Below are 26,989 nucleotides of genomic sequence, written 5' to 3'. Positions count from 1 at the left end.
ACCAGTTTATCTTTTGACCCGTTTTCTAATTGCAACGATCATCTGGTAGGAAAGGAAAGCTACGGCAATTGAATAAAGAGTATAAGGGAATTCGAGTCCCTTACCGTTTTCTTTGAATAGTTTCATCGGGTTTAAAGTCTTTGCGAAATCATTTAGGAAGTTAGTTATTGATTTAATGAGTAATTCAGAGGATAAGTTTCTACTAAGGTCAAAATCTCCAAATACATAACTAAAAAAGCCAGCAGACACAAAAAGGAATATTACTTCTTGCAAACCAAACTCTATAGCTGGGTTTGGGATCGAAACGAGCAAGAAAAAAATGAGATATATCAAGAAAAGGGGAACAAAAAAGATAGAGTAGGCTTTTAGTCCCATCATTCCTATAGTTAACATGATTATCAAGGTAAGTGGTTTTGTCCAGCTTTGTCCAAAGTCGGAAACAGATTTGTGAATTGAAAATATTAGTTTTTCCTGAAAATCTGCTTCTTGTTGTTGTAAGACTTTTTCATAGGCTTTCATCTCAAGAGAATAAAACTCATTGGCGTTTATGTGGTCTTTCTGATTATCTAAAGCCAGTTTTAACTGTCTATAGACATCTCTTGCCTTTGCCGGTGAATTTTTAAATAGTTCTGGACATATTCTTTCTTCGGTAATTTTTCCCCAGTCAACGTTCATAAATTCTGCTTTTGTTAAAGAGCTGTTTTCTATTTCTATTTGTTCTGCTTCTGAAAAGTCACAGTTTATAAACTTCATATTGTTTAGTATAGAGTTTTTTATCTCTATGTTCGGCAAATAATTTTCTTTTTTTAAGTCTTCTCTCTGATTTTCTTCTAAGTCCTCAAACTTTATGATTTTCGTATCGAAGAAAAGAAAGCTATCGGTTATGTTGTTTATATTGTTTAATACTAATCTAACCGTTTGTAGGTTTCTGATTTCTATATAGCTGTCCTTTGATAGTTGAACATGAGAGAGATTAAAAAGTAAACTCTTCCCTTTTGAAATAAAATTAGCCCCATTTTGAAATGTTGCTTCCCTAAAATCAACCTTACTTTGAAATGTTGTTTTCCAAAAGTTAGCCTTGTGTTGGAATTTTGCCAAAACAAAATAAACTTCGTTTTGGAAAGTTGTTCCTAAAAACCAAACTCCCTTTTGAAATGTTGCTTCTCCAAAATAAACTTCGTTTTGAAACGTTATATTCACAAAATAAGTCCAATCTTGAAATGTTATTTCATCAAAATGAACCTCGTTTTGAAATGTTATCAAATCAAAATTAGCTTCGTTTTGAAATATTGCTCCCCAAAAGTTAGCCTCGTTTTGAAATCTTACTTCTTTAAAATTAGTCCAGTTTTGAAATGTTGCTTTTTCAAAATCAGCCAAGTTCTGAAACGTTATTCCTACAAAGTTAGCCAAGCCTTGAAAATTTGCTCCTACAAAATTAGCCTTGTTTTGGAAAGTTAGATACTCTTCCTTATACCAGAAATTAAAAGAATATCGCAGTTGATATGTTTTATATCCATTTATTTCCCTTCCTATTAAGTCTTTTGTTTTTCTTTCAAAAAACAACGGCGTTTCATAAATATAAAACTCTGGAAAAACAAATTTTCTGAAATCGTAAAAGTTTTTCTCCTTATCTAAATTCTCTAAGTTAAAAAGTATTAAATCTTTATTTCTCTCTAATTCATCAATTTCTGGCTTTCCATCTATATCACTACTTCTCAAGCTCTCTATGAAATCGTTCCAATTCTCATTAGATTTTTTCCACAAATCTACATAATCAACAGCAAACCTATATGCTCTTACTCTTTTCCAAAACTCATCAATTAATTTCCAAAACTCACTAACTAAATATTCATTCCATTTTATTTTTATATATTCATCAAAGCCCTTCCCTTCTCTTAATGCTTTATCCCTTTTTTCCTTCCACTGTTTATATTCACCTACGTTCTCCGTCCATATTTCATTTTTCTTTTCACAGTGAAAAATGCAGGTATCAAACTTTTCTAAATCTTCTCTGCTTAAATCCTCTAACTTTTGGTTTTCTCTCAAGAAAACAGCCACAGGTTCTATTACATTTCTTCCTATTTCCTGACAAACCCTACATCCTTTAAATTCCCTGCCATCTTTACCGTCCAGATAAATTACTCTCCACTCCATTTCAAAATTCCAGAGAAAGTTAATCCTGTTCTGTTATTTGTTGTCATTCTGTCCTTATTTAGCAGGTGAGAACCTTAACTACTCCCCCAGTTATTGAGATTCTTCGAGCTCTGTCCTTGGAATAACTTAAGTTGCCGATTTAACAACATGCTACACAAATTGTGAAATAGCATTATATCCTAATTAGCTGTGATAAAATCTCCTCCAAACTAAACTAAGCTAACGGAGTTGGAGATGGAGTTTGAAGCAGTAATCGGGCTTGAGGTTCATGCTCAGCTTTTAACAGAGACGAAAATTTTCTGTAGCTGTAAGAATGAGTTTGGAGCTCCACCAAATACTAACGTTTGTCCTGTCTGTCTTGGAATGCCTGGATCTCTTCCAGTTCTGAACAAGAAAGCTGTTGAGTATGCTGTAAAGGCAGCACTTGCCTTAAACTGTAAGATTAACAAGTACTCGGTCTTTGCCAGAAAGCATTACTTCTATCCAGACCTTCCAAAGGCTTATCAGATAACACAGTACGAGCTCCCGTTTGCAGAGAACGGCTGGATAGAGATTGAAAAACCTGATGGAACGAAAAAGAAAATCAGAATTAAAAGAATTCACATGGAAGAAGACGCTGGAAAGACTGTCCACGGTGAAGGACTTGACCCCAACTCTTACGTTGACCTCAATAGAGCTGGAACGCCGTTAATTGAAATCGTTTCAGAGCCTGATATCTCAACTCCAGAAGAAGCAAGGCTTTATATGCAGAAGCTCAGGGATATCCTCGTCTGGATCGGTGTAAACGATGGAAACCTTGAGGAAGGCTCACTAAGATGTGACGCCAACGTTTCTATTAGACCTAAGGGTTCAGATAAACTTGGAACGAGAACAGAGATTAAAAACGTTAACTCTTTCAGATTCATTCAAAAAGCTCTTGAGTATGAAATAGAAAGACAGATAAAGGTTGTTAAAAGCGGCGGAGAAGTTGTTCAGGAAACAAGGCTCTTTGATTCCCAGAAAGGAATTACAAAGACAATGAGAACGAAAGAGGAAGCTGAGGACTACAGATATTTCCCTGAACCTGATCTTCCGCCTCTCATAATAGACGATGAATGGCTTGAATCTATAAAAGCTTCTTTACCTGAACTTCCAGACCAGGTAAAGGAAAGATTCATTAGTGATTACGGTATTACATCTTATGATGCTGATATTCTTGTTAGAGATAGAGCTCTTGCCCAGTTCTTTGAAGAGGCAGTGAAAAACTATTCTGGAGAAGCGAAGAAAGTTGCAAACATTATCATTTCAGACCTTCTTGGAGCTTTAAACGAAGAGAAGCTTGAAATCTCAGAGTCTCCAGTCGAACCTCGCCACGTTGCTCAACTCCTTGAGCTTGTTGATAAAGAGGTAATATCTCTAAGAGTCGCAAAGGAAGAAATCATTCCTGAAATGGTCAAGAGTGGAAAAGAGCCCAAAGCGATTGTTGAAGAGAAAGGGCTTGTTCAGATATCTGATGAATCAGCTCTCAAAGAGATTATCAAGAAAGTCCTTGAAAACAATGAAAAGGCTGTTAAGCAGTACAAGGAAGGCAACGATAAACAGAAGCAGAAAGCTGTTAAGTTTCTCATTGGTCAGGTTATGAAGGAAACAAGAGGAAAAGCCAATCCGAAGCTTCTCAATCAGTTAATTCCTCAGGTTCTTGAAGAGGTATAGTTCATAGGGTGGGGAGAGAGCTTACGCCCTCTCCCCTAATTAAGTATCAAGACTCCCTCCCCTCTATGTGGACCCGTAGGTCCAAAATAACAATATTTGGTTAAGTCCTATTATATTCAACTGTGTGACTATTGCAATTGACTTAACTTTAGAATGTTGTTATTTAGCCTATCTTCTAAGACTTTTCAAAATAACTACCTTAATTTCTGTCTTTGCTTTGTTGATGAGACTGTTCAGAACATGGTAGTAGATAAGTGTGATTACTGCAACAAATATCCCCAGAGCTGTTGCTTCGAGGGCAAAACCTATTCCTTTACTTACTTCAACTATGTTTGAAATCCCTTTTTCTGCCATTGTTAAGAATGAGTTCATTATTCCCAGAACTGTTCCTAAGAGTCCTAAAAGAGGAGATGCCGTTATGGTGAAGGAGAGTAGTCCCTTTCCCCGTGTCAGTTTTGAAATGAAGTTGTGGTACTGAGCCTCAACCTTGTTTTCATCAAGCTCATCAATCTCTTTCAGGAGCAATTTTTTCTCTGCAGGAAGGGTAAAGGAAAAATAGAGGAGTCTTTCTATAAATACGAGAGTAGCGAGGAAAAGAAGAAAATAGAGGGAGAGAAAAACAGCTTTATGGGCAAGTTCCATTGTTAGTAGCAACATTTCCTCCAGAATAAATTTCATTGATTCTTAGAATAACTGTATAATAAATTTTATTACAAAATCTCTAATAAGGTGAGGAAATGTTTAAGTTTAAAGATGATATTCTCGAGGAAAAGCCACAGCTCATAATTGTTCCTATGGTTGATGTGATGCTTTTCTTGCTTGCTTTCTTCGTTCTCATTGCGGGAAGCATTATTCCCGGCCTTGCAATTAAAACCAATCCACCAGAAACAACCCAGAAATCGAATATTCAGGTCAAAAAGGAGATTATCACAGTTACCATCAAAGAAAACGGAAGTATCTACTTTGGAAACAAGAAGGTTAGTCTTAAGCAACTAAAGAAATTCCTCAAAAATGCTAAGGTAAAAAATCCTCATGTTTCTCTTGCTATAAATGCAGATAGAAACTCAAAGATTCAGCTTCTTGTTAATGTGATGGACGCAGCTCAAGAAGCAGGTATTAACTCAATAGGTCTCATTGCGAAGGAAAGGGATGAGAACAGCCGTTAGGTTTTTACTTGCTTTTATTTTATCTCTTTTGATAGAGCTTGGATTTATAGAGATTCTGGAAAGTCTGAAGAAGCCTGAGAGAGAAGAAGTTAGACAGATCATTAAGATTTCCCTTATAAAGCAGAAAGAACAGAAGATCGAAGTCAAAAGGGAGATAAGAAAGAAAGGAAAGAAGGAGGTTAAGAAGGCATCTATTCCCGAAAAGAAACCGAAAATCATTTCAGAAAAGCCCCTAAGGAAACTACCTGAAAAACAGAAAAAGGAAAAAGAAAAGCCTAAAAAACCTGGAGGTTTAAAGCCGCTTCAAGGAAATCTGCCAGTCTATTACATAGATGCAATCAGAAATGCAATTGAAGAAAACATTTTCTATCCCCTTGAAGCTATAGAGCGAGGAGAAGAGGGAATTGTATCTGTTAGCTTCACTTTGAATAGAAAAGGGGAAGTTGTGGAATGCGAATCTGTCAGCGGAAAGAGCAAGATTTTGCAGGAAGCAACCTGTATAGCGATAAAAAGGGCAAAGTTTCCACCAATTCCTGATACCATAAAGAACAATAAGCTAACATTCCAGTTGGAGATTGAGTACAACCTCGAAAGCGTTAAGTGAAACTACTTTTCTGGCTTTACCTTTTCAATTTTCACCGAAGGGATTCTCAGCTTTGATATCTTTTCTTCTATCAATCTGATTCTCTCTTCAAGCTCCAGAATTTTCTGATTTTGATTTTCTCTATCATGTGTAATCGTTTGCTTTAAAGCAGTTATTTCCTTGTTCAAAGAATCAATTTTTTTATCGGTTTCCGTTCTAAACCTTGAAATCTCTTTTTTTGTGGACTGATTCAGCTTCAGCATGTAGTTTCTGTTTTCTTTGAGAGAATTTTCCAGATAGGAAACTCTGTCTTCCAGTTGTGAGAGCTCCTGATATAAGTTGCTGGTGGAAACTTTGAGCTTTGGGATTTCTTCTTTTATCTGAGTAAGTCTCTGTTCTATTGTCTGAAGCTCCTTCAGGATTTCAGACTGTTTCAGTTCAAGAACCTGAATCCTCGCCTCAAGGTCATTGAGCTTTGCATTTTGCTGATTTGTTGCACAGGAAACTGTTGATAGTGCTATTGTCAGTCCAATTAACCACTTCTTCATTTTTACCTCCGTTTCAAAAATTTTACCAATTCAGGTATAACTTTATACTGAACTGACATGTCAGTTCAGGAGGAAAGGAAGATGAGAGAGAGAGAGAGGGGGAGGGAAAGAGAGCTTTTGCTAAAGGCAAAGACACTATTTTCGGAAAAGGGTTTCTACAGAACTTCTGTTTCAGATATTGTTGAGTCTCTTGGGATAGCAAGGGGGACTTTTTACCTCTATTTCAGAAACAAGGATGATATCTATAAGAGAGTTTTAGAAAAGCTTGTTGACGAAATTTCATCATGTTTGAAAGTTCTTCCTGAAAATAGTCCTCTGGAACAGTTAAGAGAAAATCTTAAATCTGTCTTTACTCTTATGGTAAAGGATAGAGACCTTGCAAAGCTGATTTTCTATCATCCCTATCAACTAAATCCTCAGTTTGACGAAGTTGTAAACAGCTTCTTCAACTCTGTAAAGTTCCTCATAGAGAGAGCTCTTATAAGGGGAATAGAGATGGGAATAGTTAGAGAGTGCAATGTAAAGATCGTTGCTCCAGCCATTATGGGAGCTTTTGTTGAGGTTGGGAAAGAGCTTGTAGAAGGAAAAATTCTAAGCGATGTAGATAGGATTGTTGAAGAGATTCTTCAGTTTGGTCTTAAAGGTCTTCTGGAGGAAAAATGATAACAGCAGGGATAGATGTGGGTTCTACAACCGTTAAAGGTGTTCTGTTAGACGATAAGAATAACGTCCTCTTTGAGCACTATGAAAGGCACGAGGCAAGGCAAGCTGAGAAGGTTTTGAAACTCCTTGAGAAATTTGAAGAGATTGCAGGGAAGGATTTTCAGCTCTTCTTGACCGGAAGTGGTGGAGGAGACATTGCAAGAGCTCTGGGTGTAAAGTTCATTCAGGAGGTCAACGCTGTAAGTCTTGCAGTGGAGAGATTTCATCCAGAAGTGAATTCAGTTGTAGAACTCGGGGGACAAGATGCAAAGATGATATTCTGGATAGATGCTGGAGGTGTGAAACGGAAGGTTACCACTATGAACGACAAGTGTGCTGGTGGGACTGGAGCTACAATAGACAGAATTGTTTCCAAACTGAAAATTCCTCTTGATGTAGCTTCTTCTATACATTTTGACCCTGATAAAGTTCATCCAGTTGCTGCAAAGTGTGGAGTCTTTGCAGAAACCGATATAAACAGTCTCCAGAAGGCCGGTGTTCCAGCAGACGAGCTTTTGATCTCTCTTTTTAACGCAATAGTCATTCAGAACCTTTCGGTTCTTACAAGAGGATACACTTTGCGTCCAGTTGTTCTTCTCCTTGGAGGACCCAACACCTTTTTCCCTGCTCTTGTAGAGGCGTGGAGATACCATCTTGAAAAGCTGTGGAAAGAAAAAGAAATCCAGTTTAATACTGGAAGTGTTCTGCTTCCGGAGAACTCCCAGTACTATGCAGCTCTTGGTTCTGCCCTTTTTGCTGAGTATGAGGAGAGTCCCTACAGGGGAAAGGATGGACTCTTAGCGTTTTCAAAACGCTCGATAACCATTTTGAAGGCAAAGACTGGGGAGAGAGGACTTTTAAAGCCGGGTGAAAACTTAGAGGAGTTCAGGAGAAAGTATGGCGTGCAGCCTTTTAAACCAAAAGAGTTTAAGAGAGGGGAGAAAGTAAGGGCTTTTCTTGGAATAGATGGCGGTTCAACCTCAACAAAAGCTGTTTTGATAGATGAAAAGGGAGAACTTCTTGCAACCGCCTATACTCTCTCTGGTGGAAATCCTCTTAAAGATGTAAAAAAGGTTGTTAAACAGCTTAGAGACCAGGTGGAAAGAGGTGGTGCAGAGCTCCAAATTTTCTCTGTCGGCGTTACGGGATATGCGAAAGAAATGTTAAAGGAAACGATTGGAGCAGACGTTGCAGTTGTTGAAACCGTTGCCCATACGATCTCTGCAAAACACTTCTTTGACGAAGTTGATGTAATTGTTGACGTTGGCGGTCAGGATATAAAAGTAATGGTAATGAAAAACGGTGAGGTTAAGGATTTCAAGCTCAATACCCAGTGTTCTGCAGGAAATGGCTACTTTCTTCAGTCAACTGCCGAACGGTTTGGTTATAGGGTTGAAGACTTTGCAGATGTTGCCTTTAAGGCTGAGTACGTTCCTAAGTTTAACTTTGGATGTGCAGTCTTTTTAGAACAGGACATTGTCAACTTCCAGAGACTTGGTTGGCAGTCCCATGAGATAATGGCAGGGCTTGCAAAAGTTCTGCCGAAGAACATCTGGCTATACGTTGTTAAAGAGCCAAACTTACGAAAATTGGGGAGAAGGTTTCTCCTTCAGGGTGGAACTCAGAGAAACCTTGCAGCAGTGAAAGCACAGCACGACTTCATAAAAGAGAGAGTTCCAGATGCTGAAATCTTTGTCCATCCGATAACGGGAGAGGCTGGAGCTTTTGGTGCAGCCGTTGAGGCGATGAGGGAGTATTCAGGAAGAACTGACTTCATAGGGCTAGATGCTCTTGAGAACCTTGACTTTCAGGTTAAGAGCGATGAAACAACAAGGTGCCACTTCTGTACGAACAGATGTCAGAGAACGTTTATCCACGTTAACCTTCATAGAGGTATGAAAAGGTACATCATTGCTCCATGCGAAAAGGGAACTGTCACAGAGCTTGAGGACGTGAAAGAAGTTGTTAAGAAGCTGAATCAGATCAAGAAAGAGAATCCAAACCTTCAGGAGATATCTGCGAAAAAAGTTTTTGAAAGCTATCCAGTTGAAAAGGTCTATGAAATCAAGAAGTTTGGAATTATCTCAAGAAAAAGTGTGATAGAGAGGCGAAAGTCCCTGAAATTTGGAATTCCAAGAGTTCTTAATTTCTATTCCCTCATGCCGTTTTTCAGAGGTTATCTTGAATCTTTGGGTGTTAAAAACTTTGTCTTCTCAGACTACACGTCAGAAAAGCTTATTAGAGAAGAGTTGAAGGGTGGAGCAATTGACCCATGTTTTCCGAGCAAAGTTGTTCTTGCCCATATCAACAATCTGATTAAGAAAAAACCTAATGTTATATTCTTCCCGAAGGTTGCAACACTCATTTCCTTTTTCAAAGATGCCGAAGGCTCTCACGCCTGTCCGACAGTAACCGGTACTCCGATCTCTATAAAAGCTGTTTTGACAAAGGAAAAAGATATCTTCAATGAGAAGGAAATTGAATTCTTAGATCCAATACTCCACTTTCACGACAAAGAACTCCTTGAATATGAAATGTATGAAGCTTTCAGAGAAATTCTGGATCTCACAAAGGGAGAGAACAAAAGAGCTATTGAAGAGGGCTTTAAAGCTCTAAGCTACTATCAAAACGAGATGAGAAGTCTTGGCGAGAAGATTCTGAGAAAAATAGAGGTAGAAAACAGGATTGGTATTTTGGTTCTTGGAAGGCCTTATCACAACGATCCTGGAATAAACCACGGAATTTTGGAAGAGCTCCAGAAGAGAGGCTATCCAATCCTTACTATTGAATCACTTCCAATTAAAGAGGAATTTTTGAAGAAAGTTTTCAAAGGCAGAGATCCGTTCAGTATAAGAGATGTCTGGAAGAAAGCTTACAGCGAAAATACAAACAGGAAGGTCTGGGGAGCTCTTTACGCAGCAGGTCATCCAAACCTTGCAGTCCTTGACTTATCAAGCTTCAGGTGTGGTCACGATGCACCAATCTACTCTTTAATTGAAGAAATCATGGAAGAGAGCGGAACTCCTTATTTCACATTCCACGAGATAGACGAGAACCGTCCTGCTGGTTCTATAAAGATCAGGGTAGAAACCATAGACTACTTCCTGAAACAACGAATCAAAAAGAGGAACGGAGTAGAAACAGCTCAGGCTGTTTAACTCTTATAATTAGGTTTGAAATTTTCTTTGGAGGAAAGGAATGGTAACAATTCTTTTTCTCATAGCCATTGCTATATCTGTTATAGCTTACGTTACTTATGGAAAGTTCCTGAGCAAGAAGGTTTTCAATCTTGATGACAACAACAAAACCCCAGCCCACACCATGAGGGATGGCGTTGATTACGTTCCTGCTCCAGCTCCCGTTCTCCTTGGACATCACTTTTCCTCAATTGCAGGTGCTGGTCCTATTGTAGGTCCCATAACTGCAGCTTCTTCCTGGGGATGGCTTCCAGCTTTCTTGTGGGTTCTAATAGGGAACATTTTCATAGGTGGTGTCCACGATATGAGCGCCCTTGTGGCTTCAATCAGAAACAAGGCAAAGTCCATAGCTGAAATCGGTGGAATGTATCTCACCAAAAGGGCTGGAACGATATTTAAGCTCTTCATCTGGCTTGCACTTCTCTATGTCGTCGCAGTCTTTATAAACGTTGCTCAAGTTACTTTCAGTGCTAAGATTCCTATCATTGAGAATGGTAAAGTTGTTGAGATGCTGCCGATTGGTGGTGGGGTAGCAACTTCAGCAATTCTTTACATATTCTTAGCCATTCTTTTTGGGTTTATTGTCTATCACAGGAAGAAAAATCTGGGAATAACAACGGCGATCTTTGTAGTTCTCGTTTACTTTGCGGTTTACATTGGTCAGCTCTTTCCGACTCATCTGCCACCAAATGTATGGAACGTTATTTTGATTCTTTACGTTGCTATTGCTTCAGTTACACCTGTCTGGATTCTCCTTCAGCCCAGGGATTACCTTTCAAGTTTTCTTCTCTATGGTGCGGTTTTAGGTGCAGGACTTGGAATAATACTCTCCTTTGGAAAAGTGGATATGAACATTCCAGCATTTATGGGATTCAATTCAGACATTGGACCTCTTGTTCCACTTCTTTTTGTTGTAATAGCATGTGGTTCAATCTCTGGATTTCACTCTCTCGTGGGTTCTGGAACCACATCTAAACAACTTGATAAGGAAACAGATGCTGTGAAAGTTGGCTATGGAGCAATGCTTTTAGAGGGTATCGTTGCTGTTATGTCTATCATCTTTGTAGTTGTTCTTTCTCAATCTGAATTTGAAATCCTCAAAAAGAACGTTGCCGCCATTTACGGTGAGGGAATTGGAAAGTTTTTAAGTGTCTTTGGAATTCCTGAAACGGTTGGAATGGCTTTTGGAATGCTTGCCCTTTCTTCTTTTGTTCTGACAAGCACAGATACAGGTACAAGGCTTGCAAGATACGTCTTTACAGAGCTCACAGGAGTGAAGAACAGATACGTTGCGACTCTCGTTTCACTCATAATTCCCGGTTTTCTGGTCTTCATGAAGTATGAAGATCCAGTTACACATAAGGTTCTTCCTGTCTGGAAGGCTCTCTGGCCAGTTTTCGGTGCTACAAATCAGCTGATTGCAGCTCTTGCCCTCTTTGTCATCATGATATGGTTAATAAAGACGGGGAAAGAGAAGTACTGGTTTATTCCAGGGATTCCTGCTCTCTTCATGGCTGTAATTACAATCTGGTCTCTTATTATGCTCTTTATGAAATGGAAGTTTACGGTTATCGGAATTGCAGCGCTTGTTCAGATCTTCCTCGCTTTCTGGATCTTCTACGAGGGAGGAATATCTCTGAAGAAGCTAAAAGAAGAGGAAAAGAGTGAAGTTCTTAAAGAGTCTTAAATTCTTTTTCAAAGGAGCTCTTGTAGATTCATCTACAGATAAACTTGAGGCAAAAGCTAAAAGCCTCAACGATAATCTGCTTACAGTTGTTCTTAGCGAAAGGCTTGGGATGCCCAATCCGATGTACTACTACATGGTGGAAATACTTCCCTATATTGCAGAAGATCTTGAAGGCTGGAACAGGCGGATGGCTGACAGGAAAAGCGTCATAAGTAGGGTCCTTGGTGAAATTGGAGAACCTTAAATGTTAAACCGAAAGTTCTATTTCTTCTCTGGAAAGGGAGGGGTTGGAAAGACTACAATTTCTTCAGCCCTTGCCGTTGCCCTGTCTGAGAGGAGATTAAGAACGCTTCTTGTTTCCCTTGATCCAGCCCACTCTCTTTCCCTTGCTCTTGATGTGGAAGTCGGTGGAAAGGTCAAGAAAGTTTCTGAAAACCTCTTTGCAGTTGAAATTGACGTTGAATCTGAGATGAAGAGTTATCTCCATAGAGTGAAGAAAGAAGCAGAAAAGGTGGTGAGTCCTGTAATTTTGGAGGAGATAAAAGATCAAATAGACCTTGCCTACTACTCTCCAGGAGCCTTTGAACTGGCGATTCTTGATGTTATCCACAGGATCATCTCAGAATCTGAAAAAAGTTACGACAGAATAGTTTTTGATACAGCTCCTTCTGGTTACACCTTGAGGTTAGTTTCTCTTCCATCCCTTTTAAACAGATGGCTTCATCGGCTTATAGATTTACGAAAAGAGGCTCTAAAGCTTCACTTCTATTCAGATCTTGAGGATAAAAGAAAGCTTGAGGAGGTTTATTCTCAGGATACTGTTCTCTCAGTTCTTGTGAAGAGAAAGGAACAGATTGAGACGTTGAGAGGTGTCCTCCTCAACCGTGGAAAAACTCTCTTTGGAATCGTTGTCAGCCCTGACGTTCTACCCATTCAGATTGCAAAAAAGACGGTTGATGAGCTGGAAGCTTCAGGAATTGAAGTTGAGCTGGTCGTTTTTAACAGATTCAGAGGAGAAGTTGAAAAAGTAAGAAAAGCCTTCTCAGGGAAGAGAATAATCTTCGTTCGGGAAAAAGAAAAAGAACCAATTGGAATAGAGCGATTAAGACTCTTAGGTGAGGAGCTTCTATCTCAACTTACATAGACTATATTTATTGAGAACTATTTTTAAAAAGGAAGGCTTATGAAAAGAGTGGCTTTTTGTACCTTTGGATGCAAGATGAATTTCCACGAGACTGCCTATATGGAGGAACAATTCAGAAAGCATGGTTATGAAATTGTTGATTTCTCAGAAAAAGCAGATATATACGTTGTTAACACCTGTACAGTTACTTCTGTTGCAGATGCAAAGTCCAGAAAAGCACTAAGAAAGGCGAAACACCAGAATCCTGAGGCATTAGTCGTTGCCACAGGTTGTTACTCAGAGGTCTATCCTTTCGATGTGGAAGATGTAAAAGAAGTTGACCTGATAACTGGAAATGTTGAGAAGTTCCAGATTGTTGACATAGTTGAGAAGAGGCTAAAAGGAGAAATCCCGAGACTCTATCTAAAAGGAGTCTGGAAAGAAAAGCGGTTCTATCCTCTGACAATCAGACACTATGAAGGGAAAACGAGAGCATTTCTTAAGGTTCAGCAAGGGTGTGAACTTTTCTGTTCCTACTGTATTATTCCAAAAGCAAGGGGAAGAATGCTCAGTGAAAACCCGGAGAAGGTTTTAGAGCAGGTTAAGGAGTTGGTTGATGCTGGTTACAAGGAGATAGTTCTTACCGGTACACACCTTGGAGGTTATGGATTGGATCTTGATGAAGATATCAATCTTGCAAAACTGATAGAGAAAATTCTTGAGGTTCCGGGACTGTACAGGCTGAGAATTAGTTCGGTTGAGCCTATTGAATTTACCGATGAGCTCATAGAAGTAGTTACCTCCTCTTCAAAAGTTGCTCCACACCTTCACATACCGCTTCAGAGTGGAAGTGACAGGATTTTGAACCTAATGAGGAGAAGGTACACCGGAAAAGAGTTTAGGGAGGTTATTGAAAAGATACTCTCCAAAAATCCTGATATCTGCATAGGAACAGATGTTATGGTTGGATTTCCCGGTGAAACAAAGGAGGACTTTGAAGCGACTAAAAGACTTATAGAGGAAATTCCTTTTGGATATCTTCATGTTTTCCCCTACTCTCCGAGGAAGGGTACTGTTGCATCTCAGATGAAGGATTCTGTCTCTTCTCTGGAGAAGAAAGAAAGAGCAGCGATATTGAGAGAGATTGGTAAGGAGAAGAGTATTTCTTACAGAAAGCGGTTTATCGGTAAAGAGCTTGATTCCTTAGTACTATCAAGCTTAGAAGATGGGAAATCGGTTGTTTTAAGTGGCAACTACATAAGAATGGTTGTTGATGAGGAGCTGAAGCCGGGAGAGGTTGTAGATGTAAGGCTAAAGGAGGTTGGAGAGAAGAGAGAGGAAAATTATGGGGAAGTTATTAATAGAGCCGTTTTATGTAATGAAGGTGTTGGAACGGGCAAAAGACCTTGAAAAGGCAGGAAGAAATGTAATCCACTTTGAGATTGGAGAGCCTGACCTTCCCGTTCCAGAAATTATAAAAAGAAGAGCGATAGAAGTCGTAAAAACTGTTGAGCTGAAGTACACCGAAAGTACAGGAATTAGACTGCTAAAGGAAAAAATAGCGGAATATTATGAGAAGGCTTACAGTATAAACATTTCACCCGATCAGGTCATCATAACACCGGGGAGCTCTCCCGGACTTCTGTCCGTTTTGAAGGTGGTTTCGGAAAAGGTAGGAAAGGTCAGCTACACAGATCCCGGATATCCCTGTTACAAGAACATGTTAAGGTTTTTGAACCTTGAAAGTGTCTCCATACCTGTAAATCCGGAAAGTGGATTCAAGATTTCTCTCAGGGATGTAAAAACGGAAGTACTCATTCTCAACTCTCCGTCGAATCCAACAGGAGTGATTTACTCTAAGAAGGAGTTAAGAAAACTGTCAGAAAAGGTTTTCCTTGTTTCAGATGAAATATACCACGGTCTTGTCTATTCAGGAAAGGCACCATCAGTTCTTGAAATAACTACCGAAGCTGTTGTCGTAAACGGTTTTTCAAAGTTCTTTCTGATGACTGGATGGAGACTCGGTTGGGCTGTTGTACCTGAATGGATGGTAGAAGATATGACAGCAGTTCTTCAGAATATTGCTATCTCTCCTCCAACTCTTTCTCAGTATGGAGCTCTTGTTTGTTTTGAGGAAGAGTGTCTATCAGAGCTGGAAAGAAATGTGGAAATCTTTAAAAGAAGAAGGGATTTGATGCTTCAGGGATTGAAAGAAATCGGTTTTAGAATACCTGTTGAGCCTGAAGGGGCTTTTTACATATTTGCTGATGTTTCAAAGTTTACAGATGATAGTTACTCTTTTGCATTCGAAGTTCTGGAGAAAACAGGAGTGGCGATAACGCCGGGTAAGGACTTTGGTTATAATGGAACCGACAGATTTGTTAGGTTTTCCTTCTGTACTGATGAGAAGAACATCGAAGAGGGGCTTGAGAGACTTTATAGGTTCTTGAGGGAGGGTAGTTGAAAAGGATAGAGAAAAGAATCCCTGCCAAGTACGGTCAGGAAAGAATTCTTGAAATCCTGATGAAATTCCGGGCTCCTCTAATTGTCGGTCTCATAGCCATAATGGTTTCAACTATTGGATATATGATAATTTCAGGGGTTGATCTTCTGAAAGCTTTTTACATGACAATTCTTACCGTAACCACCATCGGTTACGGTGAAATGTGGGATATGGATGCAAAGGCAAGAATCTTTAATCTATTTGTCATGACCCTTGGGGTCGGCAGCGTAATGGGGTATTCTATAGCTGTTCTTATAAACATTGTAACCTCTGGAGAGGTTAAAAAAATTCTGAGGTTCAGAAAGATGGTTTCAGACATCTCTGCTTTGAAGGGACACTACATAATTTTTGGGATGAATGATTACGTTCTTCACCTGATAAAAGAAATGAAACACTACAGAATTCCTGTTGTTGTTGTGGATGTATCGGACAATCTGGAGGAGTTTGCAAAGGAGCATGAAATTAACTATTACCTGCAACTTGACCCTGCAGATGAAAACACCCTCTACTTGGCGGGTATTGAGAAGGCTGTTGGAGCGATCGTTGCCACGATGGATGATTACAGAAATCTTGCCATAACCCTAACTTTGAAGAATGTTGTGACGAAAAATGAAATATCCCCTTTCTTTATACTTGCTCTTGCGAAAAAGGAAGAATTCAAGGAAAAACTGAAACTTGTTGGTGCAGATTATGTGGAGACAATTCCTTCAATCATCTCAAAAAGAGTGGCAATCCTTGCAAGGAAGCCTCCGATATTTGGTGAAAAGTCACTTCTTGAGGAGATTCTATTTGGAGAACATACCTACATAGATATTGAGGAGCTTGTTGTTCAACCAGATTCACCAATAGCTGGAAAGACCCTTAGGGATATTGACCTGAGAAAGCGCTTTGGGATAACTGTTGTTGCAGTTAAAAAATCGGATGGTAAAGTAATATTCACGCCTGGAGGGGATGTTGTAGTAGAACCTCTTGATATACTTGTTGTTGTGGCGCCTAAGAGGAGATTGGAAGAAGCGATAAAAATACTTTTAAAAGGGAAAGTAACTTCAAGGAGTGCAATGCTTAAAAAGAAGATAAAGGAGAGACTCCATGGACTGGGGTAAAGTTGGAACTGCTTTTTTCATAATGATGTCCCTGACAACAACGGTTGGGTTTGTCTATGATGGAGATCCTTACGAACTTATTGCTTCTGTTGTCTTTAACCTTATAGCAACCATACTGAAACTTGGAAGTAAGAAAACTTTGAGCGCAGAGCTCCTTGCAACGAGCCTGGCAGCAGATCTACACTTAATACCAGCACTGATATTTTACGAGCTTGGAGCAAGAATGACTCTTGTTGAAGCGCTTGCATGGGGAGCTTTGGTAGCTAATGTTTTTTCTGTAATTATTGTAATTATCGAGACTGTTTTAGAGGCAAAAGAAGAAACCTGGTGGTAAAATTTGGGGTAGTCCATCGTTAAGATGCTATTTGTGGTCATTCTGAGGACGAAGTCCGAAGAATCTCAGTAGCTAGGGTTAGTTAAGTGGAAAAGTGGATGAGTATTCACCAAAGGGATTCTTGAGAATGATGATTAAAACATCTTTATTACAGACTACCGTTTTTGAACAAATTGAAGAATTTCAACTGAGATTTTGCATTGAGACTCTTTGCCTGCTGACATTGAGGGAAGTTTTTTGGTATAGATATAAAGGAGAATTTAGATGGAAATTAAGAAGAAACTTCTACGAAACATTGTGTTAATGGCAACACTTTCAGGACTTCTCACCCCCTTAGCTCTGAAGTCCATTAATCCCTCCTTTGAGTTAGGGTACTTAGAGTTTACCACATCTCTTCTTTCTAACTTCATTTTAGGTCTCTTCATATACTTTGCTTTGGTTGAAGGAGATCTTAAAGACTACTTTAATTCACTTACAAATCTTCTTTCAAGGTTGAGGAAAGCTAAGAAGGCCGGAAAGGTGGAAGAGATGAAAATCCTACTTGAAAACGTGGAAGTTGATGTGAAGGGGGAAGATTTCATTTCAGAGTTTTCTAATGAATTTATGTACTTCCTCAACGCAATATATCAAGATGAGCTTCTTGATCAATATCAAAATGAAATAAACGATATATTTGGAAAGACGCTGGAAGGTAATGTTCTTGCTTCAAAAATATATAGATTTTTGTATGACAAGTTTGGAGTAATAGCTGCTTCTTTTTACTCCCAGAATAGAGGGGAGATAGAATTAATCTATTCTGTGAATTTTGAACCTCTTTCTCCTGAAGGTCTTAAAGAAATTATTGAAAGCGATAAAGTAAAAGTCCTGAACATGGATGAAGTAATAGTTAAGTTTCCAGGAAAATTCCATTTAAAGTCTGTCTGTGTAATACCTCTTGTAACTGAAACCTGGAAAGGAGCAGTAATTGTAGGAAAAACGGAGAGAATCAAAGGACTGGAAATTCTATTTTACAGACGAGTAAGGCATTCTATGGCTCAGGCTTTTAGAAACGCTTATGCATACGAGCTATTGAAAAAAGAATCCATTATAGATCCCCTTACAAGACTTTACAACAGAAGGTTTGGTCTCAAAAGATTAAGAGAAATTATTAAGCTCGCTAAGAGGAAAAGCAAGCCAGTAGCTATAGGTATGTTAGATATAGACAACTTTAAAAGAATTAACGATACATACGGTCATCTTGTCGGTGATTACATTCTCAGAAAGATTGCGGAAATCGTTAAAGAGAACATTAGAAAAAACGATTTAGCTGTAAGGTTCGGTGGAGAAGAAATACTCATAGTGCTTTATGATGCCGACAAAAATGAAGCGAAAGAGGTTTTTGAGAGAATAAGACGTCTCATAGAAAACTATGCATTTACCTATGAAGGACAGGAAATACCAGTAACTGTGAGCATTGGCTATCATGTGTTCTATCCTACAGACAAGAAGGATGTAAATATTGAAGAACTTATAGATTTTGCTGATAAAGCGCTATACAAAGCAAAATCAGCTGGAAAGAACCTGGTTGTTAAGTACTGATTTCAATTTCCTTATTGCATCATCTATATCTCTTGCTTCTATTGTTTTTTCCACTTCAGGAATCGATCGGCTGTAAAGTTTATCATAGTAGTTGATCATCAGCTCTTTGACAGCTTCCTTATAGCTTTTAGCTTTTATAAGTTCTCTTAATCTTCTGTACCTTTCATCACCGAGTATCTTTCTTATCCTCTCAAGTGCCTCGAGATAGGTTTCTGGTGGAAATTCATTAACTCCATAATCTTCCATTGAGATCTTTACTCTCTCTATCAATGGCATTGTTAGCTGAATTTTCCTTCCCTTTTCCATCGCTTTCCAAAAAGGTTCGGGTATGAAAAGTCTTCCGATTTTTTTACTTTCACCTTCAATAAGGATGTAAGGAGAACCTTTAAGCTTTTCAAGTTCAAGCCAGAGCAGAGAGTCAAACATTTTCTGTGAAGGTTGTTCTAAGCCTATTCCTCCAAAAACAGACCCCCTATGGCCTGCCAGACCTTCCAGGTCGATGACGGGATACCCTTCTTCCTTGAGTTTCCTGAGAATTCTCGTCTTTCCAACGCCTGTAGGACCGTAAAGGATAACCAAATTTACTTTTTGGCATATTTCCTCAAGTCTTCTTAAAATGTACTGTCTGAAAGCTCTGTAACCACCATGAAGTCTTGAAACATGAACACCTGCTACGTTGCAGATTGCAGCAACTGAAAGGCTTCTCATTCCTCCGCGCCAGCAGTAAATGACAACGTTTTTATGCCTATCTTTTATTCCCTTTATTTCTCTAACTATTCCGTGAAGTTTTGGTCCCACAAGCTCGAGAGCGTAAAGTCTTGCCTCTTTCTCTCCCTTTGAGTAGTAGATTTTTGAAATCTTTTCTCTTTCTTCCTTTGTAAAAAGTGAAATGTTCAAAGCACCAGGTATGTGAAACTCCTCGAACTCCTCTGCCGTCCTGACGTCCACAAATGTGAAACCCTTTTTTAGAGCCTCTTCAACCGTTATCTCTTTTACCAGTTCCATGGCGGTCTCTAATATAGAACTTTATTACAGTAAATCCTCCAAAGGGGCTGTTAAATCCAATTGCTTCTTCCAATTTTCTGTTTATAAATCCATCTATGGTTAAATTCAAAGTTGAATGGATTTTATCCGCTGCAATAATTTTATCTTTTAAGATCTCTCTGGCATATCTTGCCAGTTGTTTCACTTCATCAATAGTTAAAAAGTTAGTCGCTTTATAAACAGATTTTCTGTATAAGGAACGTAAGGATCTATAAAGTGAGAGAACAGAATATCTGTTAAAAAAAGCAACAACTACGGACTTTCTTGAAACTCTAACTGCTTCTAAGAAAGCTTTTCTTCTGTTTTTCATGAATTCCAGACTTGTTATAAAGAGAGTTGCGTCAACAGAGTTTGGCTTAAAAGGTAAATTTTCGGCATTACCAAGAACAAGTTTTCTTAGGCCTTTTTCCCGGGCAATCTTTAGCATATCCCTTGAAATGTCAAGCCCTATGGGTTCATTAAAACCTTCTCTTTTTAAAGTTTCCATCCATATACCTGTTCCGCATCCAACTTCCAGTAATGTCTCCTTCCTGTTTAAAACCTTCAACAGTGATTCTTTCTCGAGCTCAAAAATTGTTCTGCCATAAGCTGTCTCAAAAAAACGGTCGTACTCCTTTGCTTTCTTACCTGAAAAAAGATTTCTATTCTCCAAGAGCTTCCCTCCCTGTAATACCTCTTATTTTTAGTGTAGAAATAATGTCATCCATATCGCTTTTGGAAATTTTCACTTTTTCGTGGATTGCTTTAAGGGGGTAAGGATAGCCTTTTACTGCAAAATGTTTTAAAATGGGAAACAGATCTTCTGGTTCCATTTGACTTTCTATCTTGTAAACGCTCTTTCCCCTTGGCAGTTTAACAAAGTAAGATTTGAAGGTAAATTTTCTCAGCTTTTCCTCAAATAGTTGCGGAAATTTGAATTTCTTCTCTCTATGAATTTCCAAATTAACAGGTTCACTGTAACCAACAGGGAGATTTACGAAATTAAGAACTGCAATATCAGGAAGAACAGTATCAAGAACGTAGTTTCTCGAATCTGAACGTTTTGAAATCGCAACTATTTTTCCAGAAAAATCTTGGAGCAGCAGGTAGATTGAGTAGAGATACTCCAGATACTCTAAATAGCCAGCTGCTACAGGAAAGTTCTTTCCTGAAGCAAATTTTTCTATTCTCTTATAGAACTTTTTTGAATTGATTTCAGTCAGTGAGAAGTTCTGAGAGAGCTCATTGAATAGCTTTTCAACCTTTTCTTTAATTTCTGTTTCTATTTCGTAGGAAAACACAGCAGGTCTTATCACCGAACCGATTATTGAGCCGTCAACAAAGAGGTAAGATACACCTTCAGCAGACCTCAAAGTTTCTTTAACTTCCAGGATTCCCATGAGTATTCGGAGTCTTGCGTCGGAATACTCTTCAGGCTTCAAAATATCCACATCCACAAGGTAATTTTCTTCTCCTGTTTCTCTGCCATCTCTAAAAATAACGGAACCTGCACCTACAGCATAGAGGATGTAACCTGCAAACTCCTTTCTGTTTCTACTTCCATCCACTGCAGAGACAAAATCGGGAATTTCTGGTTGCGGATCAAAAGAGTTCCATATCTCCTTTGCGGCTTCCTGAAACCTTTTAATTTCCTGATTTGAAACTGTCAAGCTTCCTCTTTTCCGGTAAGCTGTTTCAATAAGAAATCTTTTAATACTCACAATACCTCCAGAATGCTCCGATCTCTCTAAAAGCTTATATTATATTGCTCCATAAGGAGGTAAAAGCATGAGAAAAGTTCAGATTCTAATAGGTTTCATCTTATTGCTTACTCTTTTCGGATTTGTAGTATACAAGGATTCGGATGAGAAAAAAAGTAACAGTACTTCTATTACCTTCGAGAAAAAAGAGAAAAAAGAGGAAGAAGAGAAAAAGATATTTCATGGAAAGCTCAATAAGCTTTTAAACGATTTCTCTTACCAGTATTCTCTTTTCAAACAGGCTACGGAAGAAAATGGAAGATATGTTTATCGAGATAAAGATCTGACTGTAATTTTCACTATAGATCCTCAGTTTCAGAACCGTATCGAGGAAGAATTTAAACGATTTAAAGTGAAGTATGGAGCTTATGTAGCAATTGATGCTTCCAATGGAAAAGTCCTTGCAGCCGTCTCAAGTCTTGATTATCCAGATCTTACGTTTAAAAAAACCTTTCCGGCAGCGTCAACCTTTAAAATTGTAACTGCCGCAGCAGCTCTGGAGACAGGAATTGCTGACCTTGATACTTCCTTTTTCTGTGGTGGTCATGACGATTCCTGTTCTCCATCTGTGTGGTTGAATAGCCGCTACAAAGTAAAGAGAAACCTTAGAAACTCTTTTGCTTATTCTTCCAATCCTTTTTTTGGGAATCTGGGAAGGCTTATTGGAAAAGAGAAGCTTATTAAATTTGCTCAAAAGTTTGGATTTAACAGGCCAGATTATGGATTTCCGTGGGGAATCCTTAGAGAGCCTCTTGATGGGTATGATCTTGCTTTAATGGCAGCCGGTCTGGGAGAAACAAGGATTAGTCCTTTTCATGAGGCTTTAATGGCTCTTACCGTAGTAAATAATGGTGTTATGTTAAAACCGTCTCTTGTTGAAAAAGTTTACGATTCAAAGGGTAATTTGCTCTTTTCATTTAAAAGGGAAGAGTTAAGCAGGGTTATCTCCCCATTAACAGCAGAAAAGATAAGAAGTATGATGATCTTAACCGTAAAGTACGGGACAGTCTCTGACAGAAAGTTTTTTAGAATGTTAAAAAGAAAATATCCTCAATTGGTAATCGGTGGAAAGAGCGGAACGCTATCCGAGTTGACGTATCCAGAAGGGAGGTGTGAGTGGTTTACAGGGTTTATGGAGTATGATGGTAAAAGAGTGGCTTTTTCTTCCCTTGCAGTTAATGGTAGCAAGTATTACGTATCAGGTTACGAACTGGGTGCTGTGGCATCCATGAATTTTGTTAAACTTAATGGTGAATACGCGAGGAAGTAGGAGGAAGAGATGTGTATTTTCTGCAGAATAGTGAATAAAGAACTTCCAGCTAAGGTGGTTTATGAAGATGATCTCGTAATAGCTTTCTACGATATCAACCCTCAGGCTCCTGTACACATTTTAATAGTTCCAAAAGAACATATTCCAACCTTAAACGATCTTGAAAAGAAACATAAAGAGTTAATAGGACACATTTTCTTAGTTGCCAAGAAAATAGCTCAGGATATGGGATTCGCTGAAAAGGGCTATAGAATATTAATTAACTGCAACAGAGATGGAGGTCAGGAGATTTATCATATCCACTATCACTTGTTTGCAGGAAAACCTTTAGGACCTATGATCTGTAATAAGTGATTAAGTTAATTATTGTTTTTCTTTCCTTCTTTGTTTTTGTACATATCTTCGTCTGCCCTTTGTATTATTTTTGAGAATGGTTCCGAAGGATTTCTCCATAAGGTAGTGCCGATCGAAAGGCCCAGCGGAGACTTTAAACTTCTTGATCTATTGTGCTCTTTGAGATTTTTGTTGATTCTTAAAACAAGGTTTTCTATCAGGGTTTCATCAGCATTTGGGATTAATATAAGGAACTCGTCTCCTCCAAACCTGAATATGTAGTCCTTTTCCCTTACGGAATTCTTTAAAATTTCTGCTGCCTGGGTTATGTAAAGGTCACCTACATGATGGCCAAAGTTGTCGTTGATGTATTTTAGATCGTCCAGATCAACAAATATGATTCCGACAGGAAATTCCTCTGGGTGGTTGTAGAACTCATTTATCTTTTCTCTTAGATAGTGTCTATTAAAGACATCGGTAAGTTGATCTCTAAACGCGTAGTACCTTAACCTTGAAGGTACTATTACTTTCATGCTGAAGTTTATAGAGTCCGCCAGATCATTTAATGCATCAAATATAAACTTCAAATTTTTCTTTTTACCTATGAATTTTCTCTTTGCTAGAATACCAGCTGTGAGTTCTTCAATTCTGTCAAGAATGGAAATGAAATCTTCTGCTAAATCCGTTCTCTTTATCTCTATTCTCCGTCTGAATGCCCTTAAAAAGAGCTCAGATTGGAGCAAGAGATGTTTGAACCTTGATAGGTCCTTGGGAAGAACTTTTTCCCTTCTCCGGCATCCGAAATCGAAATCTTCTCTTGCAAGTTTTAGGAGTTTTCTTCTATCTACACTTGCTAAGTCTGCTAAATTTTCAATTTCTTTAATCTCCCTCCGGGAGAGTCTTTTCAGTCCTTGTCATCCGCCTGCAACCCCCAGGAAATAGACATCGTTGTTTATTTTTACTATTAGTGGTATTACATAGTTAAGTTTCTGAGCAAAACACTGATAAAGAAAAGGCTTCTTCTCCCTTTTTGCCCTTTCGAATCTCTCTTTTCTGTCGGCTTCGCACTTTTCGGGAAAACAGCTATAAACTTCTTCACAGAAAGGAGTAACAAAGTCGACAAATCTTAGATTCCCTTCCTCATCCCACACCATGGAAGATGCATTTAGAGGGGTTGCAAACTTCTGGAGAAGTCTACCCGTTTCCTCAACAGAGATAAAGTCCTCAAGTTTTCCAATTTTCATTCAAATTCCAGAATTGGGTTCAGAACTTACTTCATTCTCCTTGCAAGCTCGTTGCCTATTTCTTCCAAGGTTATACCCTTGTTTACAAGAGCAACAAGGAGATGATAGATAAGGTCTGCCGTTTCGTAAATTGCATGTTCTCTGCTCTCGGATTTGAGGGCTAAGATTGTTTCTACTGCTTCTTCTCCAACTTTCTGTAGGATTTTGTCTTCTCCCTTTTTAAATAGTTTTGTTGTGTATGAATTCTCAGGGAGTTCTTCCTTCCTTTTCTCTATGATTTTGTAAAGTTTTTCTACAACCTCACAGAATTCACTCATTTTCTCTCTCCGCCAGTTTTCTAAAGAAACAGCTGTACTCTCCTGTATGACACGCAACACCTGTCTGTTCAACCTCATAAAGCAGCGTATCTCCGTCGCAGTCAATATAAACGTTTATTATTTTTTGAACATGTCCTGAGGTTTCACCCTTCTTCCAGAGCTTTTTTCTGGAACGGGAATAGTAATGGGCAAATCCTGTTTCGAGGGTCTTTTCTAACGCCTCTTTATTTACGTATGCTACCATTAAAACCTTTTTGGTACTTGTATCCTGTGTTACAACGGGGACAAGACCGTCCCCTTTTTCAAAGTCTATTTTGTTCAGAAGACTTTTATCTACCTTCAACATTACGTTCCCATCTCCCAGGAGTTGAGATATTCAATCTGTTCAGGAGTTAGTTCATCAATTTCTATTCCCATTGCTTTCAGTTTGAGCTCTGCAACATGTCTGTCTATGTGCCCAGGAACAACATAAACGTCTGGTCTTAAATCTCTTCCCTCTTTTACAAGATATTCAGCAGAGAGTGCTTGATTTGCAAAGCTCATATCCATAACAGAAGCTGGATGTCCCTCTGCTGCAGAGAGGTTCACAAGCCTTCCTTCAGCAAGGAGATAAATCCTTCTTCCATCTTCCAGAGTGTATTCATCAACAAAATCCCTAACTTTCCTTTTCTTAACTGCCATTCTCTCAAGAGCCGGGATGTCTATTTCAACGTTGAAGTGTCCAGAGTTTGAAACTATTGCTCCATCTTTCATTACTTTAAAGTGCTCTTCCCTGATTACGTTTATGTTTCCAGTAACTGTACAGAAGATATCTCCCAGCTTTGCAGCTTCAGACATAGGCATTACCCTAAAGCCATCCATTCTTGCTTCAATGGCTTTTATTGGATCAACCTCTGTTACAATAACTTCTGCTCCCATTCCCTTTGCTCTCATTGCAACACCTTTACCACACCAGCCGTAACCTGCAACTACAAAGACCGATCCAGAGAGAAGTCTATTTGTTGCCCTCAAAATTCCATCTATTGTTGACTGTCCAGTTCCATATCTGTTATCAAAAAGGTGCTTTGTAAGTGCTTCGTTTACTGCAATTACGGGATACTTTAAAGCTCCATCTTTTGCCATTGCTTTAAGCCTTATAACTCCAGTTGTTGTCTCTTCTGTCCCGCCGATAACATTTTCTATGAGTTCTGGATGGTTTTTATGAAGGGTTGAGATGAGGTCTGCACCGTCATCCATGGTTATGTGGGGCTTTTTAGATAGAACTGCTTCTATGTGCTGGTAGTAGGTTTCTTCATCTTCTCCTTTAATGGCAAATACGGGAATGTCGTAATGTTTTACAAGGGCTGCTGCTACATCGTCCTGTGTGGAGAGAGGATTTGAAGCACAAAGGAATACTTCAGCTCCTCCTTCTTTTAAAGTTCTCATTAGGTTTGCAGTTTCGGTTGTAACGTGGAGACAGGCTCCAATCCTTATTCCCTTTAGAGGTTTTTCTTCAATAAATCTTTCTCTTATCTCCTTTCTCAAAACAAGCATATCCATTTCTGCCCATTCGATTCTGTCTTTTCCTATATCGGCTAATGAAAGATCTTTAACATGGTATTCCATATTTCCTCCTTAAAGCCGGATTTAACTGGATAGGTTGGAGAATTCTACCAGATTGGTAAGGGGTGTTGGTTGAGAGGAATATTAATAACAAACAGTATTATGTAGAGTTGGTTGTCCCTTAATTATCACTTTCCCATACCGTTTCCGGAAGGATAACAAGCTCATCAAGGTTTCTATCAGAACGGGCGGCATAGGGTATGTAACCCTTTTCTCTTGCCTTTTTTAAGTAATCCCTAATCCTTTGAAGGTTCTCACCTGCATAACCGCTTCCATCGTCAACGTAATCAACAGAAAAAATCGGTTTCCCCTTAGATTGCACTCTATCAAGGTAATGAGTTCTCTCATTGATCTCATCTTCCGTTGCAGGTTCAGTTCCATTGTAGAAAAGGTCTTCAACAGCCCATCCAGATACAACGGAAACCAAAGCTTCCTTATTATCAAACTCCAGTAACCTTTCTCCATTTTGTGGAATTATGTAGCAGTTTTTTATTTTTTGTCGGCAGTAATCTGCTATTTCTTCAATAAACTTTATCATCTCTTGAGCAGTTTCGTTTTCGGTTAAGCTTTCTTCCTCAGCCCAGTATTCAAACTCATCAATCTTATCAAGGTAAAGACCTGAAAAACCCTGATTTGCTATTCTATCAATGTAACTGAAAACTATCTCTTTCCATTCTGGGTTCCAGTACTTTACTGCGTAGTTCCCTTTCCACTCAGGGTTCTCTTCTCCAAGCCAGTCAGGAGGATTGGTGTCCCATGTTTCATTCCAGTAAAACCGATAGTCTTCAGCTTCTCCAATGCTCAGATAAGCGATAGGGATTACTCCTGAAGTTTTTATGGTCTCTATTTCCTGAAAGGAGTACTCTCCTTCTTCACTTCCATCCCTTGAATAGTCCATTACAACAAGGTCAAAGTTGGCTTCAACTATTTCTTCAAGAGTTGCATTCTGGAGCTGATAAGCCCAGCTTCTCACCTTCAGAGAAGATGTGTAATCTTCATTACTGCTTCCCCCACCACAACCTACAAAAAGAATGAAAATTACGAGAGAAAGATATCTTCTCATCCTATCC

Annotated in this window: 27 protein-coding genes; 15 read left to right on the top strand and 12 right to left on the bottom strand. The window is 38.9% G+C overall.

Going from position 1 to position 26,989, the window contains the following annotated elements; translation table 11 throughout:
• Positions 1-6: 6 nt before the first annotated feature.
• Positions 7-2,154 (bottom strand): pentapeptide repeat-containing protein, encoded by a 2,148-nt coding sequence (locus tag ACYQ3A_RS09305; RefSeq protein WP_459897046.1) that lies wholly within the window; start codon positions 2,152-2,154, stop codon positions 7-9.
• A gap of 234 nt (positions 2,155-2,388) precedes the next feature.
• On the opposite strand from ACYQ3A_RS09305, the gene gatB reads away from it, so the two are divergent.
• Positions 2,389-3,846, top strand: coding sequence for an Asp-tRNA(Asn)/Glu-tRNA(Gln) amidotransferase subunit GatB (gatB, locus tag ACYQ3A_RS09300; RefSeq protein ID WP_459897045.1), 1,458 nt, complete (start codon positions 2,389-2,391; stop codon positions 3,844-3,846).
• Positions 3,847-4,014: 168 nt separating this feature from the next.
• Here gatB and ACYQ3A_RS09295 read toward each other — a convergent pair whose 3' ends face one another.
• Entirely contained in the window at positions 4,015-4,500 is a 486-nt protein-coding gene (locus ACYQ3A_RS09295) for a MotA/TolQ/ExbB proton channel family protein (RefSeq protein WP_459897044.1), read from the bottom strand.
• Between the two features lie 83 nt (positions 4,501-4,583).
• On the opposite strand from ACYQ3A_RS09295, the gene ACYQ3A_RS09290 reads away from it, so the two are divergent.
• Entirely contained in the window at positions 4,584-5,012 is a 429-nt protein-coding gene (locus ACYQ3A_RS09290; protein ID WP_459897043.1) for an ExbD/TolR family protein, read from the top strand.
• Positions 4,996-5,616: an energy transducer TonB gene (locus tag ACYQ3A_RS09285; RefSeq protein WP_459897041.1), complete on the top strand. Its 621-nt coding sequence runs from the start codon at positions 4,996-4,998 to the stop codon at positions 5,614-5,616. The genes ACYQ3A_RS09290 and ACYQ3A_RS09285 overlap by 17 nt, the downstream gene beginning before the upstream one ends.
• A 2-nt stretch (positions 5,617-5,618) precedes the next feature.
• On the opposite strand, the gene ACYQ3A_RS09280 is transcribed toward ACYQ3A_RS09285, so the two are convergent.
• On the bottom strand, positions 5,619-6,143 hold the full coding sequence (locus ACYQ3A_RS09280; protein ID WP_459897040.1) for a hypothetical protein: 525 nt from the start codon (positions 6,141-6,143) through the stop codon (positions 5,619-5,621).
• Between the two features lie 81 nt (positions 6,144-6,224).
• Here ACYQ3A_RS09280 and ACYQ3A_RS09275 point away from each other — a divergent pair, with 81 nt between their 5' ends.
• The 10 genes from ACYQ3A_RS09275 (at position 6,225) to ACYQ3A_RS09230 (ending at position 18,370) form a co-directional block, all read left to right on the top strand.
• Positions 6,225-6,806, top strand: a complete 582-nt coding sequence (locus ACYQ3A_RS09275; protein ID WP_459897039.1) for a TetR/AcrR family transcriptional regulator — start codon at positions 6,225-6,227, stop codon at positions 6,804-6,806.
• The gene (locus tag ACYQ3A_RS09270) at positions 6,803-10,003 is read left to right on the top strand and encodes a BadF/BadG/BcrA/BcrD ATPase family protein (RefSeq protein ID WP_459897038.1); all 3,201 of its coding nucleotides are present in this window, start codon (positions 6,803-6,805) and stop codon (positions 10,001-10,003) included. Before ACYQ3A_RS09275 ends, ACYQ3A_RS09270 begins: the two co-directional genes overlap by 4 nt.
• Positions 10,004-10,043: 40 nt before the next feature.
• Complete coding sequence (locus ACYQ3A_RS09265) at positions 10,044-11,729, top strand: carbon starvation CstA family protein (protein ID WP_459897037.1); 1,686 nt, start codon at positions 10,044-10,046, stop codon at positions 11,727-11,729.
• Positions 11,707-11,973, top strand: a complete 267-nt coding sequence (locus ACYQ3A_RS09260) for a DUF7990 family protein (RefSeq protein ID WP_459897036.1) — start codon at positions 11,707-11,709, stop codon at positions 11,971-11,973. Before ACYQ3A_RS09265 ends, ACYQ3A_RS09260 begins: the two co-directional genes overlap by 23 nt.
• Positions 11,974-12,873: an ArsA family ATPase gene (locus tag ACYQ3A_RS09255; RefSeq protein ID WP_459897035.1), complete on the top strand. Its 900-nt coding sequence runs from the start codon at positions 11,974-11,976 to the stop codon at positions 12,871-12,873.
• Between the two features lie 39 nt (positions 12,874-12,912).
• The gene (mtaB, locus tag ACYQ3A_RS09250; RefSeq protein WP_459897034.1) at positions 12,913-14,262 is read left to right on the top strand and encodes a tRNA (N(6)-L-threonylcarbamoyladenosine(37)-C(2))-methylthiotransferase MtaB; all 1,350 of its coding nucleotides are present in this window, start codon (positions 12,913-12,915) and stop codon (positions 14,260-14,262) included.
• Positions 14,198-15,316 (top strand): pyridoxal phosphate-dependent aminotransferase, encoded by a 1,119-nt coding sequence (locus ACYQ3A_RS09245; RefSeq protein WP_459897033.1) that lies wholly within the window; start codon positions 14,198-14,200, stop codon positions 15,314-15,316. Before mtaB ends, ACYQ3A_RS09245 begins: the two co-directional genes overlap by 65 nt.
• Positions 15,313-16,458, top strand: coding sequence for a potassium channel family protein (locus tag ACYQ3A_RS09240; protein WP_459897032.1), 1,146 nt, complete (start codon positions 15,313-15,315; stop codon positions 16,456-16,458). Before ACYQ3A_RS09245 ends, ACYQ3A_RS09240 begins: the two co-directional genes overlap by 4 nt.
• Entirely contained in the window at positions 16,445-16,792 is a 348-nt protein-coding gene (locus ACYQ3A_RS09235) for a DUF6394 family protein (protein WP_459897031.1), read from the top strand. The genes ACYQ3A_RS09240 and ACYQ3A_RS09235 overlap by 14 nt, the downstream gene beginning before the upstream one ends.
• Before the next feature lie 264 nt (positions 16,793-17,056).
• Positions 17,057-18,370 (top strand): GGDEF domain-containing protein, encoded by a 1,314-nt coding sequence (locus tag ACYQ3A_RS09230; protein ID WP_459897030.1) that lies wholly within the window; start codon positions 17,057-17,059, stop codon positions 18,368-18,370.
• Here the strand turns inward: ACYQ3A_RS09230 and mnmH are convergent.
• The 3 genes from mnmH to ACYQ3A_RS09215 are packed head-to-tail and all read right to left on the bottom strand — an operon-like array spanning position 18,338 to position 21,114.
• Positions 18,338-19,375: a tRNA 2-selenouridine(34) synthase MnmH gene (gene mnmH / locus ACYQ3A_RS09225; protein WP_459897029.1), complete on the bottom strand. Its 1,038-nt coding sequence runs from the start codon at positions 19,373-19,375 to the stop codon at positions 18,338-18,340. The two genes, ACYQ3A_RS09230 and mnmH, sit on opposite strands and share 33 nt — an antisense overlap.
• Positions 19,347-20,066: a class I SAM-dependent methyltransferase gene (locus ACYQ3A_RS09220; protein WP_459897028.1), complete on the bottom strand. Its 720-nt coding sequence runs from the start codon at positions 20,064-20,066 to the stop codon at positions 19,347-19,349. The genes mnmH and ACYQ3A_RS09220 overlap by 29 nt, the downstream gene beginning before the upstream one ends.
• Positions 20,056-21,114, bottom strand: coding sequence for a DNA double-strand break repair nuclease NurA (locus ACYQ3A_RS09215; RefSeq protein ID WP_459897027.1), 1,059 nt, complete (start codon positions 21,112-21,114; stop codon positions 20,056-20,058). Before ACYQ3A_RS09215 ends, ACYQ3A_RS09220 begins: the two co-directional genes overlap by 11 nt.
• A 67-nt stretch (positions 21,115-21,181) precedes the next feature.
• Between ACYQ3A_RS09215 and ACYQ3A_RS09210 the strand changes: the two genes are divergently transcribed.
• Both ACYQ3A_RS09210 and ACYQ3A_RS09205 read left to right on the top strand, forming a co-directional pair.
• The gene (locus ACYQ3A_RS09210; protein WP_459897026.1) at positions 21,182-22,423 is read left to right on the top strand and encodes a penicillin-binding transpeptidase domain-containing protein; all 1,242 of its coding nucleotides are present in this window, start codon (positions 21,182-21,184) and stop codon (positions 22,421-22,423) included.
• Positions 22,424-22,432: 9 nt separating this feature from the next.
• Positions 22,433-22,777 (top strand): histidine triad nucleotide-binding protein, encoded by a 345-nt coding sequence (locus ACYQ3A_RS09205; RefSeq protein ID WP_459897025.1) that lies wholly within the window; start codon positions 22,433-22,435, stop codon positions 22,775-22,777.
• 5 nt (positions 22,778-22,782) lie between these two features.
• On the opposite strand, the gene ACYQ3A_RS09200 is transcribed toward ACYQ3A_RS09205, so the two are convergent.
• The 6 genes from ACYQ3A_RS09200 to ACYQ3A_RS09175 all read right to left on the bottom strand — a co-directional run bounded on the left by ACYQ3A_RS09200 (position 22,783) and on the right by ACYQ3A_RS09175 (position 26,982).
• On the bottom strand, positions 22,783-23,499 hold the full coding sequence (locus ACYQ3A_RS09200) for a GGDEF domain-containing protein (protein ID WP_459897024.1): 717 nt from the start codon (positions 23,497-23,499) through the stop codon (positions 22,783-22,785).
• Between the two features lie 171 nt (positions 23,500-23,670).
• Positions 23,671-24,000 carry a PocR ligand-binding domain-containing protein gene (locus tag ACYQ3A_RS09195; RefSeq protein ID WP_459897023.1) on the bottom strand — a complete coding sequence of 110 codons (330 nt, stop codon included), beginning with the start codon at positions 23,998-24,000 and terminating at the stop codon, positions 23,671-23,673.
• A gap of 26 nt (positions 24,001-24,026) precedes the next feature.
• Complete coding sequence (gene hisE / locus ACYQ3A_RS09190) at positions 24,027-24,317, bottom strand: phosphoribosyl-ATP diphosphatase (RefSeq protein ID WP_459897022.1); 291 nt, start codon at positions 24,315-24,317, stop codon at positions 24,027-24,029.
• Positions 24,310-24,663 carry a phosphoribosyl-AMP cyclohydrolase gene (gene hisI, locus ACYQ3A_RS09185; RefSeq protein ID WP_459897021.1) on the bottom strand — a complete coding sequence of 118 codons (354 nt, stop codon included), beginning with the start codon at positions 24,661-24,663 and terminating at the stop codon, positions 24,310-24,312. Before hisI ends, hisE begins: the two co-directional genes overlap by 8 nt.
• On the bottom strand, positions 24,663-25,922 hold the full coding sequence (gene ahcY, locus ACYQ3A_RS09180) for an adenosylhomocysteinase (RefSeq protein ID WP_459897020.1): 1,260 nt from the start codon (positions 25,920-25,922) through the stop codon (positions 24,663-24,665). The genes hisI and ahcY overlap by 1 nt, the downstream gene beginning before the upstream one ends.
• A 118-nt stretch (positions 25,923-26,040) precedes the next feature.
• Positions 26,041-26,982, bottom strand: a complete 942-nt coding sequence (locus ACYQ3A_RS09175) for an MJ1477/TM1410 family putative glycoside hydrolase (protein ID WP_459897019.1) — start codon at positions 26,980-26,982, stop codon at positions 26,041-26,043.
• Between the last annotated feature and the right edge of the window lie 7 nt (positions 26,983-26,989).

The sequence above is a fragment of the Desulfurobacterium crinifex genome (assembly GCF_054656775.1).
The sequence above is the reverse complement of the archived record's forward strand: the minus strand, read 5'-3'. Positions and strand labels throughout refer to the sequence as shown.

Coding starts and splice junctions, on each gene's coding strand:
- ACYQ3A_RS09305 (WP_459897046.1), bottom strand. CDS start 2,154: ATGGAGTGGAGAGTAATTTATCTGGACGGTAAAGATGGCAGGGAATTT.
- gatB (WP_459897045.1), top strand. CDS start 2,389: ATGGAGTTTGAAGCAGTAATCGGGCTTGAGGTTCATGCTCAGCTTTTA.
- ACYQ3A_RS09290 (WP_459897043.1), top strand. CDS start 4,584: ATGTTTAAGTTTAAAGATGATATTCTCGAGGAAAAGCCACAGCTCATA.
- ACYQ3A_RS09285 (WP_459897041.1), top strand. CDS start 4,996: ATGAGAACAGCCGTTAGGTTTTTACTTGCTTTTATTTTATCTCTTTTG.
- ACYQ3A_RS09280 (WP_459897040.1), bottom strand. CDS start 6,143: ATGAAGAAGTGGTTAATTGGACTGACAATAGCACTATCAACAGTTTCC.
- ACYQ3A_RS09275 (WP_459897039.1), top strand. CDS start 6,225: ATGAGAGAGAGAGAGAGGGGGAGGGAAAGAGAGCTTTTGCTAAAGGCA.
- ACYQ3A_RS09270 (WP_459897038.1), top strand. CDS start 6,803: ATGATAACAGCAGGGATAGATGTGGGTTCTACAACCGTTAAAGGTGTT.
- ACYQ3A_RS09265 (WP_459897037.1), top strand. CDS start 10,044: ATGGTAACAATTCTTTTTCTCATAGCCATTGCTATATCTGTTATAGCT.
- ACYQ3A_RS09255 (WP_459897035.1), top strand. CDS start 11,974: ATGTTAAACCGAAAGTTCTATTTCTTCTCTGGAAAGGGAGGGGTTGGA.
- mtaB (WP_459897034.1), top strand. CDS start 12,913: ATGAAAAGAGTGGCTTTTTGTACCTTTGGATGCAAGATGAATTTCCAC.
- ACYQ3A_RS09245 (WP_459897033.1), top strand. CDS start 14,198: ATGGGGAAGTTATTAATAGAGCCGTTTTATGTAATGAAGGTGTTGGAA.
- ACYQ3A_RS09235 (WP_459897031.1), top strand. CDS start 16,445: ATGGACTGGGGTAAAGTTGGAACTGCTTTTTTCATAATGATGTCCCTG.
- ACYQ3A_RS09230 (WP_459897030.1), top strand. CDS start 17,057: ATGGAAATTAAGAAGAAACTTCTACGAAACATTGTGTTAATGGCAACA.
- mnmH (WP_459897029.1), bottom strand. CDS start 19,375: ATGGAACTGGTAAAAGAGATAACGGTTGAAGAGGCTCTAAAAAAGGGT.
- ACYQ3A_RS09210 (WP_459897026.1), top strand. CDS start 21,182: ATGAGAAAAGTTCAGATTCTAATAGGTTTCATCTTATTGCTTACTCTT.
- ACYQ3A_RS09205 (WP_459897025.1), top strand. CDS start 22,433: ATGTGTATTTTCTGCAGAATAGTGAATAAAGAACTTCCAGCTAAGGTG.
- ACYQ3A_RS09195 (WP_459897023.1), bottom strand. CDS start 24,000: ATGAAAATTGGAAAACTTGAGGACTTTATCTCTGTTGAGGAAACGGGT.
- hisE (WP_459897022.1), bottom strand. CDS start 24,317: ATGAGTGAATTCTGTGAGGTTGTAGAAAAACTTTACAAAATCATAGAG.
- hisI (WP_459897021.1), bottom strand. CDS start 24,663: ATGTTGAAGGTAGATAAAAGTCTTCTGAACAAAATAGACTTTGAAAAA.
- ahcY (WP_459897020.1), bottom strand. CDS start 25,922: ATGGAATACCATGTTAAAGATCTTTCATTAGCCGATATAGGAAAAGAC.
- ACYQ3A_RS09175 (WP_459897019.1), bottom strand. CDS start 26,982: ATGAGAAGATATCTTTCTCTCGTAATTTTCATTCTTTTTGTAGGTTGT.